General features: G+C 48.1%; 14 protein-coding genes and 2 tRNA genes. 6 read left to right on the top strand and 10 right to left on the bottom strand.

The window, feature by feature from the left end; all coding sequences use genetic code 11:
* Nucleotides 1-101 precede the first annotated feature (101 nt).
* Nucleotides 102-821, top strand: a complete 720-nt coding sequence (locus ACFPK9_RS14025) for a transposase (RefSeq protein WP_377095655.1) — start codon at nucleotides 102-104, stop codon at nucleotides 819-821.
* A 92-nt stretch (nucleotides 822-913) separates the two neighbouring features.
* Here the strand turns inward: ACFPK9_RS14025 and ACFPK9_RS14020 are convergent.
* The 4 genes from ACFPK9_RS14020 to ACFPK9_RS14005 all read right to left on the bottom strand — a co-directional run bounded on the left by ACFPK9_RS14020 (nucleotide 914) and on the right by ACFPK9_RS14005 (nucleotide 2,453).
* Nucleotides 914-989 (bottom strand) — tRNA-Thr (locus ACFPK9_RS14020).
* 21 nt (nucleotides 990-1,010) lie between these two features.
* A tRNA-Thr gene (locus ACFPK9_RS14015) sits at nucleotides 1,011-1,086 on the bottom strand.
* 150 nt (nucleotides 1,087-1,236) lie between these two features.
* Nucleotides 1,237-1,971, bottom strand: coding sequence for a 3-keto-disaccharide hydrolase (locus tag ACFPK9_RS14010; protein WP_377095653.1), 735 nt, complete (start codon nucleotides 1,969-1,971; stop codon nucleotides 1,237-1,239).
* 44 nt (nucleotides 1,972-2,015) lie between these two features.
* Nucleotides 2,016-2,453, bottom strand: coding sequence for a hypothetical protein (locus ACFPK9_RS14005; protein ID WP_377095651.1), 438 nt, complete (start codon nucleotides 2,451-2,453; stop codon nucleotides 2,016-2,018).
* Nucleotides 2,454-2,594: 141 nt separating this feature from the next.
* On the opposite strand from ACFPK9_RS14005, the gene ACFPK9_RS14000 reads away from it, so the two are divergent.
* Nucleotides 2,595-3,167, top strand: coding sequence for an HdeD family acid-resistance protein (locus ACFPK9_RS14000; protein WP_377095649.1), 573 nt, complete (start codon nucleotides 2,595-2,597; stop codon nucleotides 3,165-3,167).
* An 80-nt stretch (nucleotides 3,168-3,247) separates the two neighbouring features.
* On the opposite strand, the gene murJ is transcribed toward ACFPK9_RS14000, so the two are convergent.
* The 6 genes from murJ to ACFPK9_RS13970 all read right to left on the bottom strand — a co-directional run bounded on the left by murJ (nucleotide 3,248) and on the right by ACFPK9_RS13970 (nucleotide 9,229).
* Nucleotides 3,248-4,795: a murein biosynthesis integral membrane protein MurJ gene (gene murJ / locus ACFPK9_RS13995; protein ID WP_377095647.1), complete on the bottom strand. Its 1,548-nt coding sequence runs from the start codon at nucleotides 4,793-4,795 to the stop codon at nucleotides 3,248-3,250.
* Nucleotides 4,796-4,819: 24 nt separating this feature from the next.
* The gene (locus tag ACFPK9_RS13990) at nucleotides 4,820-5,851 is read right to left on the bottom strand and encodes an L-threonylcarbamoyladenylate synthase (protein ID WP_377095645.1); all 1,032 of its coding nucleotides are present in this window, start codon (nucleotides 5,849-5,851) and stop codon (nucleotides 4,820-4,822) included.
* Nucleotides 5,852-6,045: 194 nt separating this feature from the next.
* Entirely contained in the window at nucleotides 6,046-6,366 is a 321-nt protein-coding gene (locus ACFPK9_RS13985) for an HU family DNA-binding protein (protein WP_377095642.1), read from the bottom strand.
* Between the two features lie 172 nt (nucleotides 6,367-6,538).
* Nucleotides 6,539-7,453 (bottom strand): ribonuclease HIII, encoded by a 915-nt coding sequence (gene rnhC, locus ACFPK9_RS13980; protein ID WP_377095640.1) that lies wholly within the window; start codon nucleotides 7,451-7,453, stop codon nucleotides 6,539-6,541.
* On the bottom strand, nucleotides 7,444-8,274 hold the full coding sequence (locus tag ACFPK9_RS13975) for an aminotransferase class IV (protein ID WP_377095638.1): 831 nt from the start codon (nucleotides 8,272-8,274) through the stop codon (nucleotides 7,444-7,446). Before ACFPK9_RS13975 ends, rnhC begins: the two co-directional genes overlap by 10 nt.
* A 61-nt stretch (nucleotides 8,275-8,335) precedes the next feature.
* Nucleotides 8,336-9,229 (bottom strand): hypothetical protein, encoded by an 894-nt coding sequence (locus ACFPK9_RS13970; protein ID WP_377095636.1) that lies wholly within the window; start codon nucleotides 9,227-9,229, stop codon nucleotides 8,336-8,338.
* Between the two features lie 132 nt (nucleotides 9,230-9,361).
* On the opposite strand from ACFPK9_RS13970, the gene ACFPK9_RS13965 reads away from it, so the two are divergent.
* The 4 genes from ACFPK9_RS13965 (at nucleotide 9,362) to ACFPK9_RS13950 (ending at nucleotide 13,355) form a co-directional block, all read left to right on the top strand.
* Complete coding sequence (locus ACFPK9_RS13965; protein WP_377095634.1) at nucleotides 9,362-10,042, top strand: TMEM164-related integral membrane acyltransferase; 681 nt, start codon at nucleotides 9,362-9,364, stop codon at nucleotides 10,040-10,042.
* 46 nt (nucleotides 10,043-10,088) lie between these two features.
* The gene (locus ACFPK9_RS13960; RefSeq protein WP_377095632.1) at nucleotides 10,089-11,315 is read left to right on the top strand and encodes a 4-hydroxy-3-methylbut-2-enyl diphosphate reductase; all 1,227 of its coding nucleotides are present in this window, start codon (nucleotides 10,089-10,091) and stop codon (nucleotides 11,313-11,315) included.
* A gap of 87 nt (nucleotides 11,316-11,402) precedes the next feature.
* The gene (locus ACFPK9_RS13955) at nucleotides 11,403-12,443 is read left to right on the top strand and encodes an AAA family ATPase (RefSeq protein WP_377095630.1); all 1,041 of its coding nucleotides are present in this window, start codon (nucleotides 11,403-11,405) and stop codon (nucleotides 12,441-12,443) included.
* Between the two features lie 15 nt (nucleotides 12,444-12,458).
* Entirely contained in the window at nucleotides 12,459-13,355 is an 897-nt protein-coding gene (locus ACFPK9_RS13950; RefSeq protein ID WP_377095628.1) for a DUF58 domain-containing protein, read from the top strand.
* The last annotated feature ends 4 nt before the right edge of the window (nucleotides 13,356-13,359 follow it).

Genomic DNA, 13,359 nt, shown 5'->3' with positions numbered 1-13,359 from the left:
AAGCTTTTATCATACTATAAAAAGTAAAATCCTTAAGTATTAAAAACTTGGCTCTTCATCAAAAGTTGGGGACATGAGGAAAATCAGCCAACATGCCCCCTATGCTTAATAAGCTAAATATAGGTCTGAAGGGTTACCACACCCTTCAAGTCCAACATAATCATACATACACCATTCATGTAAAGCTGCAGTCTCAGCTCGAGCCGCTGCGACGCTCCATTTACAAGTTTCATGATCAAGGCTTGTGTTCTAAAACATTAGCCAAAACTGAAGAAATGGGACAGGCTACCGTAAGTAGGATTTACGCTCAGAGTGCTGTCCTCAGGTTCTTCGCATCGATGAACACACCTTGCACAAAGCTCAGCGCTCAGCGCTTTAGCACCACGCTTTGCGACCTGAAGAACCACAAAATCTTTGATGTGGTGGAGGGGCGCAGCAACTCTGAACTCGAAACAAACTTCACCCAGTTAAAAGGCAGAGACAAGATGCGTGTCGTCTGTATCGACCTATCCAGCCCTTACCGTAGACTCATTCGGACCTATTTCCCAAATGCTCGGATCGTCGTGGACCGCTTCCATGTGGTTCGCATTATTTACCAACACTTTATGCAGGTTACCCGAGCTATTGCCCCACAGTTAAAAAGCTATCGAGGTTGTCTAACTGCTATGAGCAAACGTCCTGAACGCCTCAGCTCTAAACAAAAGCGAACTCTACGTGAATTATTCAATACCTATCCGACCCTCAAACTCATCCAACGACGAGCATACGGATTCAGAAACTTCGAAAACTACAGATTACGCGTGATCGCTCAATACGGCTAACCAACACAATAAACTCAAAAAAATGCCTCTCCCCAAACTTTGGTGTAGACCCCAAAAAAAGCGAACCGCTATGGTTCGCTTTCTTAATTACCTGGAGCCGCTTGTCAGATTCGAACTGACGACCTGATGATTACAAATCAACTGCTCTACCAACTGAGCTAAAGCGGCGATGAGGTATGTGATGAAAAATGGAGCCGCTTGTCAGATTCGAACTGACGACCTGATGATTACAAATCAACTGCTCTACCAACTGAGCTAAAGCGGCCTTACCATTTTCATGCTGCCTTTCGGCTGCGGGCGGAGTATGTTTATTTTGCCATCGCGCGCAAGTTCTTTTTTATCGAAAAAGTACCTTTTCTTTATCAGCAAATAATCACCCCTTTTTGAGCGCGCTTAGCTATTTGATTATCAAGGGTTAGTCCAATGGCCTCACCCAGATGTTCCGATACTCAATCGGGTCATTATGCCACTGCAACATCAGCGGAGCCTTGTCTGGATGCTTTTTGGGGTACTTCGCAATCTTGCGGAACACAGTCGGTCCATGCAGTTCAGTATCATTCTGCACTACCACTCCATTGTGAATCACAGTCACGCGCGCAGGCTTTTCCATACCTTCCTCTCCGTACTCAGGAGCGTGAAAAATAATATCGTAACTTTGCCACTCACCTTGTGGCAACGAAGCATTCACTCGTGGAGGTGTCTGCCCATAAATCGCGGCGGCTTGTCCATCCGCATACGTCACATTGGTATGACTTTCTTGAACCTGAACCTCATAGAGTCCCATTAAAAACACCCCACTGTTCCCACCTTTCTGATCCTTCACTTCTCGCCCCTCTGGGACGCGCCATTCAAGATGCAATTGGCAACTTCCAAACTCCTCCTTAGTCCGCGTGTTCTTTTTGCCAGCTACCATAGCCCCATCGCGCACTGGCCACTTCACGCTGAACGCCTCAGTTCCAGAACCATCAAAAATCACCAACGCATCACTAGGCGCAGGAGTACATACACACTTTCCGCCACTTACTTTCACTGGATGCGGACGCGACACGTCATGCACACGATACTCACTCCACGGCTGAACTGGCGTGGCTGACTTCGGTGCCGCGACGACCAAGGGAGCCAATATTACAGGGATACATAAACTACGCATCCATCGCTACTAGCTAATTTAATCTAGCAACTCAACTAGGAAAGCTACGAAGAGACTAATACCCCACCAATAATGATAAATAGCGCACCGAACAGCAATTTCACCAGATGTACATCTTTCCACTCCGAAAACACAAATAGCGCAATTAAAACCGTCACCAAGGTATTCATATTATACAACGGAGCTAACTGGGAAATAGGAGCCCCATACTTACTAATCCCCAAAGCCACTAACACGACCCCAACACCCCACGACAGCCCCATTCCCACAGCGGGAATGATCGCAGCAGTACTGAACTTTTGCTCCGTATTTACAGCCCACAAAACGGCTCCCACAATAACCACACCTACTCCAATACTCACAAGATAAGCTCCTGTAGAAATTCCGTGCTGATTACTCCATTTTTGGCAAACCCCCGCTACCCCAAAAAAGAGAGCCGGCAAAAGCCCTCCAATAACAATCCCCATTTGTTCCTGTGTCATAGCCGTTAGCTAGATCTAGCTATCACAATAAGCAAGCCCTAGCTGGCAAAGCTTTTGCCTTAGACCACTCACACCACAAATGCCCACTTGCTAAGTCACCCAAGCCCATCCATAGTTTTATCCTAACACATTCTAATCATTATGGACTCTCCAGCTATCTCTCAATCCCCCATACTCGACCTCATTTCTAAAGCATGGTGGCTACTTTTCCTGCGAGGCCTCGCAGCAGTCATCTTTGCCCTGCTAGCCTTCACTTTGCCAGGAATGACCATTGCCGTACTCATCATCTACTGGGCTGTTTACATCCTCCTCGATGGAATTTTCTCACTCATCGCCTCCTTCAAAGGTGGTGCTTCAGCTCCGCGCTGGTGGCTCATCCTCTCCGGTGTTATCAGTATAATTGCCGGTGCCGTCTGTATTTCCGCCCCAAGTTTCGTGGCCCAGTTCTTCATCATCTTACTCGGATGGCTCTGCATTTTCAAAGGAGTCGTAGAAGTCGTAGGTGGGCTTTCGGCCAAAAGTGTGCTTTTCCTCATTGGCGGAATCCTCTCCACCCTTTTCGGCATCTGGTGCCTCAAAGATCCTGCATCTGTCGCTAAAATCATCATCCAGCTAGTTGCAGCATTCTCCTTAATTGCTGGCATCGTTTTTATCCTGCTATCACTCAAACTGCGCAGCCGCTCAAAAGGCCTACCACAAACAATCGACGTCTAACCCTCATAGAGAAAATCTTCTCTCAAAAAAGTCCTCTAGGAACTACCTAGCGGACTTTTTTCTTTAGCTTTCATAATCTACTATGATCGCTTAAACCCAGCCTTCAACTCACCAAAAGTCATTGCCCTAGTAAAGTGTGCAAAGACGAAATACACCAACACTCCAGCACCCCCAACTGCTGCCAGCACTGGCAAACGTACCAAACGGCTATCGCTATGAAGCAGAGGGTCTAAGTAATACGCTCCCACCCACACCACGGCTCCCATCAAAATCGCAGCCACTAACATCTTCCCTAAGCGTTTCCAAAACTCTCGTGAAAGCTGTAAAAATCCATCCTTGCGCAATCCGCCTAACAGCAAGCTCACATTCACCCACCCCGCCACTGAAGTTGCCAAGGCACAGCCAAGAGCAAGATTTCCCCCGCTCCCAATCACCATAAAGGCAACACCACAGAGAATGCTATTCACCACTGCCGACACTAAAGTAAACTTCATCGGCGTCTTGGTGTCTTCCCGAGCAAAATAACCAGGTTGCAGAACCTTACTCATCACATAAGCTGGGCAACCCATGGCAAATGCAAATAGCGCATATCCTGCGACTTGTGATTGATTTGCTGTAAACTCTCCACCCTTGAAAATTGCAAAAATAATCGGCTCTGCGATCACCATCATGCCAACCATAGCTGGCAGCGCTATCAACATCGCCATCGTCATCCCTGTCTCCATACTCTGCTTCGCTTGACGCACCTCTTTCTTACGCAGCTTCTGTGTAATATCAGGAAGCAAAACCACGCTAAATGCTATGCCTATCAAGCCGAGCGGCAACTGGTTGATTCGATCCGCATAGAAAATCGCACTCATCCCACCATTCTGATACGAAGCCACCCACTGGCCTACTAATAAGTTGAGCTGTTGGATTCCTGCACTCACAAGTCCAGGCCCCATCAACAAGGCTAACTTCATGGTGTCCCGGTCAAACGCTGGCATTTGTATCTTAAAACGAACACCCGTGCGCCACGCTGAAATGAGTACAATTGCTAACTGAATCACTCCACCTATCGGTAAACACCATGCCAAAGTATACACAGGATCTTCCACAAAGGGAGCCACCGCACACAAACCCACGAGAAATACTAAATTTAACGACACATAAGAGAACGCAGGTGCCGCAAACTTTTCATGACTATTGAGCACCCCGCTTACGGCAGCCACTAAACAGATGAAAAACAGGTAACTGACAGTAATTCGGGACAATTCAACCGCTAATGCTAGCTTGTCTTCCGCAAAGCCAGATGTCAGAGCACGAGTGATGGGCTCCATGAAAATGTAACTCACCACACAAATTACCGAGAGCAACAAACTCAGTAATACCATAATCCTACCTGAGAAGTTAAAAGCCTCCTCCTTCCCCTCTTCGGCAAGCTTACCGCTATACAAAGGTACAAAGGCGGAATTAAAAGCCCCTTCCCCTAACACCCGCCGAAACAAATTGGGAAAACGAAATGCCGCCACCCAAGCATCACCCAAGGCTGACGCCCCAATGAACTGAGCTGTCAGCATATCTCGTACAAACCCTGTAATCCGGCTCAACAATGTGAAGCCGCTGACCGTCATGAGGGATTTTAACATCGCAATATGGTTGAAAATAAAGCCTTACTGGCCGCGAGTCTTTGCGCTTGCTCTACGGAGCCGATCATTGATCGCGACCCCGATTGCAGTCTCGGCAACGGTCTCAGCGACAATCGCATCCACTCCACTTTCATCGAGTTGACGAAGAGCAAAGAACAAACGCACAGCCGCTTCTGGCAATTTCCCTTTTCCAGGTGAAAGTTCTTCTACCACATCCCAATCGTAAAGATTTATATAACCATCTTTTTCAGCCCCACGATAAGAGAGTAATCCGTAGCTAAGCTCTGGATCTGGAACGAAATCTTCTGGTTTTTCAAAAATATACAATGGAGTCGCAGGAGCATAATGGCTCTCGAGCTGTCCTGGTGCTTCCTCAATATTACGTGGCTTCTTCGGACGAATCACTTTCCCGATCTTCTGCAAATCTTCCTTCACCACTGGACCAGCACGAAGCAAGTGCAGTTCTGGACGTTTTTCACCCAGCTCCACCCGAACAATGGTACTCTCAAGTCCTGAGTTGCAAGCACCGCCATCGATGATCAATGGAATCCGTCCGCCCAATTCTTTTTCTACTGCGATTGCTGATGTCGGAGAAATACGACCAAACCGATTCGCACTCGGCGCGGCTATCGGTTTTCCAAGCTCTTTACAAATTGCATGCATCACTGGGTGACCACTCATTCGCACCGCCACTGTTGGCTGACCACTGGTAACTATATCTGGAATGATGTCCTTCTTCGGCAAAACCATCGTGAACGGACCAGGCCAAAATGCTTCCATCAGTTGCTGAACTACCACTTCCAACTCAGGAGTAAGTTCACAAACCTCGTAAATCTGTTCTTTACGAGCAATATGGATAATCAACGGGTCAAAGGACGGACGTTCTTTTGCTTCGAATACTTTCGCCACCGCATTCTCATCCAAAGCATTCGCTCCCAAACCATACACAGTTTCGGTAGGCAAGGCCACAACCTCGCCCCCATTGAGTTGCTGCACAGCCACACCCACAGCTTCCTCAAAGCCCTCTGGGTCTGCATAAAGAATTTCTGTTTCCATATTGCTCACAGCAATTGCCTAGCGCATGGGCTCGACTTTGAACACTCTTATTTATCTCCTATTCGTCGCTAAAAACTGCTTCCTAGAACATTTAAAATCAATGCACTGACCAAATCAGAGTTTTTCACTAAAGAAAAAAAACGCAGCATCGTCTGAAACGTGCTGCGTTTTTTGAAAGGGGTATTAAAAAGCGTCTAGGAGACGTCTTCTTGCTGGAGGGAAGGAAGGATGCGAGCAACCTTCTCTTTCATTTCCTTACCAGGTTTGAACTTAACCACTGCGCGTGGTGGGATTGGCACATCCTTGGATGGATCCTTAGGGTTGCGTCCGATCTTACCTTTTACTTCGCGTACCTGAAAGGCACCGAAGTTACGCATTACCACAGAATTGCCTTTAGCAAGCTCTTCGGTGATGGAGTCCAGAGTACCTTGAACAACGTTGAAAACGTCCTGCTGAGTGAGGCCGGTTTCATTGCTCAGCTTAATAACAAGATCGCGCTTAGTAATTGTAACCATTTTTAGATGTGTATTATATGAAAATTCGCAACTCAATTGCTGCGGGGCAGATGGAGACCACAAGATCACGCTTTTGTCCCGTAAAAAATGCAATTAACTCGAACTTTTTTTATTCGAGAACTATTTACCCAGATTTAGAACAATGAGTTGCCGAAAATATCCAAGACTCAGCCTAAATCTGTTGCGTCGTTTTAAAGTGCGTCTTAGCCACCTTCTCTAAAATAGCACGATCATACTTCTCCACTATCTCCCTCGCACTTTCAACCACATGAGCACCAGCTCCTAAAGGCATCTTCACTCCCCCTTTTTCGCTCGCCCGCTGAATCCAATCAACAAATGCCTCACGCGCCAAGATCGACGCTGCAGCCACTGCCACATCACTTTCCCCCTTCGTACGTTGCTGTAATTCGATATGCTCGACACTCTCACCTTGCTGCTTCAGCGCACCTTGTAATAATTCCTCACGAGCAAACTGATCACTCAAAGCTCTCGGACAACTTGGTACCTTCTCGGCCAAACTTCGAATCACCGCCGCATGTCCCCATGCCAATAAGCGATTGAGATTGCCAAATTTACCATACAGTTCGTTGTATTTTTCAGGACGCAAGACGATCACCTCCCACGCGACTCCTCGGGTCTTCCTAATCGTTTCAGCTAATTGAGTAATCTTCTTATCGCTAGAAATGCGCTTCGAATCCATCACCCCACCATCCATCAACTTCCGTGCAATCTCCTTGTTTACATAGGCACCAGCAATCACCAAAGGCCCAAAGAAATCACCCTTTCCACTTTCATCCACCCCAAAATGTGGCTCGAACATCTCAGGCATCGACACCTCTTCATTCCCCAGCCTCGCTTCACCTAAAATCTCCGGTTCCAAAATAAACTGCACAAAGTCCTCCGTCTCCTTTCCTTGCACCAAGACTTTTGGCCCCTTTTCATACACAGTTACATTTAGCTTCCCCTTCTTCGCCCCATAGTGCGCATACTGCTTCTCCTTAAATTCGAAACCACGCTCCTCAAGAATACCTCGAAGCTTTTCCACATCTCCCTCTTTGATCACCGCTGTGTAACTACTTAATGCCATGCTTTTTTCTGATAAACCTCCCTCAGCCTTTGCACTACCTCGCCATTGACTGTCCCCATCTCTCTGCCATTAATCTCAACAATCGGCTGCACCTCTCTCAGGGAACTCGTCAAAAATGCTTCATCGCATTGCTCTAACTCCTCAACAGTCAAAGGCACCACATGACTCACCACCCCTATCTCCTCTGCGATCTCCAACACAGTGTCACGCGTCACTCCAGGCAAGCATCCCGAACTCAAAGACGGTGTGTAAATCTCTCCATCAGATACCAAAAAAATATTCGACGTCGCGCCCTCGCACAGAAATCCACTCGTATTGAGTAAAATGGCTTCATCCGCACCCTCCGCCTGCGCTTCCTTCAATGCTAAATAATTCGCCGCATAAGAAGTCGATTTCACTCCAGTCAATGGACTATGCTCATTCACCTTATACGGAGAAAGTATGACCGAAGAATACTCGCCCCTTTGAGGTAAATCAGTAGCGCTGACCACAACTGATTGCCCACCATTCCCGCGCGAATAAATACTCACCCGCAATCGACAACGCCCTTCAGTAAAACCATTGCACTTCATCAGCTCGATTAGCACTTGTTCTAGCTCCACTCTCTCAGGAACCTCAAACTCACATCTGCTAGCATCATGAGCGAGACGCTTATAATGCTTCTCAAAATCAAATGGCCTCCCCGCATAACCACAGAGGCTATCAAATAATCCTAATCCAACACTCAGCCCCAAATCTCCACTCGCCAAAATAGCAGAATACGCAGGCTGATAGACTCCATCCACCCAGTCGATCACCGAACCTTTTCGAACCTGAGTCATCTTCCCGCTATCAGAGATTTCCTACGAACCGATTTTAAATGCTAAACTTCGCAGAATCAACTTACTCTTCAGCGTCGGGTTGCATCGGCTTTGGCCCTTTATCACCCATTGACGACAACGAGCCTGTAGGCTTGGCCGCATCGGGACGCTTAGGTACTGCCGGACGCAAGGGAACAGGAGCGGTCGCCGCACGTTTCACTGGTGCCGCAGGACGCAAGGGAACAGGTGCAGAACCAGCACGTTTTACAGGTTCAGCTGGACGCATCGCGCTTGGTGGAGAAGGTCTATTTTTAAGTGGCTGCGCAGGCTTTATAGATGGTTTCGTAGGGACCACAGATGTCGCAGCACGTAGCACTGGCGAACCTCCTAAAGCCGCTGGTTTCTCCACACTCTTTCCAACAGCTGCAGCATTTTGAACCGGTGTCGGAGCAACCTCCTCTAATTCTGAAAGCTTAATATCCTTACCGACGATAGATTTAATATCGTGCACCAGTGGCTCTTTGATGTCTTGTGAACTATTTTTCCAAGCCTCCATCAAACTCCCGGAATCATCATACCAAAGCGTTTGTTGCTCAAACCCGATATCAAATAACTCAGGTGATGCAGCGAGTGCAGCTCCGTAAAAACGCGATGCCAGCATCGGTAAGCCCACAAAATTAAACGCCCGCGCCATCGCGATGTTTTGCTCTGGCTTTCCTACATTCCTCCTTAAAACTTCATACAACAAACGTATCGAGCGATTCGGACGCGCACGCGATACAATCTTAACTGCAAATGCCACATCAATATCGACCGACGGCATTTCTGGAGCATTCCATAAAACATCAGCCGCTTCCAGAAAATGACCTTCTTCATACAATTGCACTGCAGCAGCCTTGCGTGCCTGCCAATTACTTGGCTCCTCGGTCACTTTGCTCATGAGTGCTTTTGTTGAATCTGATAGATCAGTTGCCATATTTCTGGTATTTTATACGTTTTGAAGTTTAAGAAAGCTATCTTTAGATTAGAAATTTAACCCGCTTTCGTAAAGCTCTTTTCTCTCCTGCAGGATGCTTTCAAAAGAATCGCCACTAACAAATTCAATTCTATGTTTTCTCTTTTTGGTCCAGTGCACATCACCACATTATGCATAATCGCGACTACATCATTCACAACTATACACTTATACAGAACAACATGCGACAAAACACAAAAAACAATCCGCCAACTACTCGCCATCTGTTGTCTCATCAGTTACCCCCTTCACCTCACCCTCGCACTCATCGCTGAAAATGCTCTTTCTCTAGAAAATAAAGTCCCTTTTCACCTTTGCGACCTCGCAGCGATTATTTGTGGAGCCGCACTACTCACTCAACGCTCCAGACTCTGTGAACTCGCCTACTTTTGGGGTCTCGCCGGTACTCTACAAGGCCTCCTCACTCCAAACCTCACCTCCACCTTCCCTAGCCCCGCCTTTTTTAGTTTTTTCTGGAACCACGGCTTTGTAGTTGTTGCAGCCTTATTCATTCCACTTGCCATAAAATGGCGGCCCGAAAAACATGCACTCTGGCGAGTCTTTGCCATCACTCAGATCTACGTAGTTCTCGCGATGTCTCTCAACTTCCTCCTCAAAACCACGAACTATGGTTTCCTCCATCACAAACCAGAACAAGCGAGCCTGCTCGATCTATTCCCTGCTTGGCCGTGGTACATCCTCCTACTCGAATTCATCTGCCTCCTCCTCTTCCTACTCCTCAATCTACCATTTTCCCTAAAATCCCAGAAATAACGCGTGCATCTACTCCAATTTCACGCAAAGTCACCTCACATTCACTATGAGCGATCCCAAGACAAAGAAACGCAAGCGCATCAACGTCAGACGCCCTGACGTCATGGAAAAAGTACAAGCTGAAGTCCAGCGCCACTACGAATCCTCCATCGTCGAAAAAATCCGCGCCAACGACGGCTCACTCACTGTAGCTAATACCACCATCAAACTCGCTCGCCAATTCGGCTTCTGTTACGGGGTCGAACGCGCCATCGATCTTGCATACGCTGCCCGTAAAGTCTTCGAAAACAACAAAATCTACCTCATCGGCGAAATTATTCACAACCAAGAAGTCAACCGACAGCTCGATGAAATGGACATCGTTTCTCTCCCATGGAAAGAAATGAATGAACAATACGACCAACTCACCGAAGACGATGTCGTCATCGTACCTGCCTTCGGAGCCCCAACTTCCTACATTGATAAAATCGAAGAACGCGGAGCAGCCATCGTCGACACTACCTGCGGGGATGTTATGAAAGTATGGCGCCGAGTCCGAGGATACGCCAAACAAGGCTACACATCCATCATCCACGGCAAAGCTGGCCACGAAGAAACTCGTGCCACTGCATCTCGTGCCCTCGGCGACAATAAAGATGGTCACTACATCGTCATCCTCACTCTAGAAGACACCGACTTCCTCTGCGACTACCTCCTCGGTAAGATTTCCTCAGAAGCTCTCATGAAAAGATTCGGCAACTCCGTTTCCCCAGGGTTCGACCCAGAAATTCATCTCAAAAAAGTGGGCGTCGCCAACCAGACCACCATGCTGAAAAGCGAAACCGAAGAAATTCAGAAGCGCGTCTGTAGGGCCATTAGCGAACGCGATGGAAAAACGGAGAACTTCCAATTCTTCGACACCATCTGTGGCGCTACCCAAGAACGCCAAGACGCACTCTTCGACATGCTCAAAGGCCACATGGACGTCTTACTCGTTGTAGGCGGTTATAACAGCTCAAACACTTCACACCTTGTCGAAATAGGCCAAGAAGAACTCCCAACCTTTTTCATCCAAAATTCCGATCGACTGAACTCGCTCGAGCAAATCGTTCACTTCGACCTCGAGCAAAAACAAGAAGTCACCACCCAGCACGCAAACCTACTCGACTTAGATAAAGACGTCGTCGTCGGCATCACCGCTGGAGCTTCCTGCCCGAGCAACCTAATCGAAGCTACAATCAAACGCATCTTCGAACTCCGTGGCGTATCTAACGAAACTCTAGAGAAAATCTAGTAAGACATCATTGCGCGATCCCGTAATTATGCGATGGTACAAATTCTCAAACCATCGCATTTTATTTTCTAAAACCTAACAATTAGCATGGAAACCCAAATCTCCGAGCCAGCGATCCAGACTCCAGACACCCACCAGCTGCCACCTGACGACGTAGCCGCCATCGACCAGCTCGGACAAAGCTATCGAAACCTCAAAGCCGAAATAGGCAAGGTCATCATTGGCCAAGAAACAGTCATCGAGCAACTAGCCGTCGCACTTTTCGCTCGTGGCCACGCCCTGCTAATGGGCGTCCCAGGTCTCGCTAAAACATTGTTAGTTTCCTCCGTAGCTGAAGCCTTAGACCTCACATTCAGCAGAATCCAGTTCACGCCTGACCTGATGCCTGCAGACATCACTGGCACAGATATCATCCAAGAAACCGAAAGCGGTAAACGAGAATTCCAATTCATCAAAGGCCCTGTATTCGCCAACCTCTTGCTCGCAGACGAAATTAACCGAGCGCCTGCGAAAACTCAGGCTGCCATGCTCGAAGCCATGCAAGAACGCCGCGTTACAGCCCTCGGCCATTCCTACAAATTAGACCCACCTTTTTTCGTTCTCGCCACTCAGAACCCTGTCGAACAAGAAGGCACCTACCCTCTTCCTGAAGCCCAGTTAGACCGCTTCATGTTCCTCATCGATGTCGATTACCCAAGCGCCGATGAAGAACGCCGCATCGCTCGCGAAACCACTGGAGCTGCGAAAGAAAAACTCCAAACCGTACTCACTGGCGAGCAAGTCATCGCCTATCAAGAGCTCGTACGACGCATGCCAGTCCCCGATCACATCTACGATTACGCCGTCGACATCGTACGTAAAACTCGTCCGACCTTAGATACTTCTCCTGATTGGATCAAAAAATACGTCGGTTGGGGAGCAGGTCCACGTGCCGTTCAATATCTCATTCTCGGAGCTAAAGCCCGCGCCGCTCTTCACGGCTCCTACATGGCCCGCTTAGAAGACATTGAAGCTGTCACTCAGCCAGTGCTCGGTCACCGCGTTCTCACCAACTTCGCAGCTGAAGCCCAAGGCATGACTGCTACCAAAGTCGTCGAACGCCTAGTCAAAGAAATGCACGAAGCATAACGCACTACCTCTACTGTGGAATATCCCTTCCTCGATCCAGAAGTACTAGGACGCCTCGGAGCGATTCCTCTGGAAAGCCGTCAGCCGATGTTAGGAAATGTCGCGGGACGTCACCGCTCGCCAAATAGAGGGTCTTCTGTCGAATTTGCCGAATACCGAAAATACGTCCAAGGCGATGACACTCGCCGTCTCGATTGGAAAGCCTTCGCCCGCTCCGACCGCTATTACATCAAGGAATTTGAAGCCGATACCAACCTGCTCGCTCATATGGTCATCGACACCAGCGGATCGATGAATTTCGAAAGTAAGGGAGAAGCTAAATTCGACTACGCTAAAAAACTCGCCGCCAGCATCGCTTATCTCGCAGTCGACCAAGGTGACGCCGCCGGACTTAGCTGCATTGCAGACAAGCTTAACATCGAAATCCCCCCTCGCCGCAGAGCCTCCCACCTTCAGAGTATTTTTAAAACACTCTCAGAAACACAACCCAAAGGAGAAACTGGCCTCATCGACGGTCTCCATGCCATCGCCGAAAAAGTCCCCCGCAGAGGACTCATCATTATCATGTCCGACCTCTTCTGCGACTCCGAAGCATTTTCTGATGTCCTGCAACATCTCCGCTACCGAAAACACGATGTCGTCGTATTCCATCTCATGGACCCTCAGGAAATTGATTTCGAATTTGAGCGACCACACCGCTTTGTTGATCTAGAAGACGCCTCCACAATTGTCGCCGAACCAACACTCATTGCCGACGAATACCGAGACATCGTCCAACAATTCCTCGTCGACATCAAACGGCGTTGCCACGATGCTAATGCTGATTATCACCTCGTGAGAACCACAGAAAACTACGAGAGTGTTCTATCCACCTTCTTGTTAGACAGACTCCCTAAAAAAGGATCACGCTAAGCAC

This window comes from Rubritalea spongiae (assembly GCF_042652385.1).
GTDB classification, from domain to species: Bacteria; Verrucomicrobiota; Verrucomicrobiia; order Verrucomicrobiales; family Akkermansiaceae; genus Rubritalea; species Rubritalea spongiae.
Note: the sequence above shows the minus strand (reverse complement) of the source record. Positions and strands in the feature narration are given on the sequence as shown.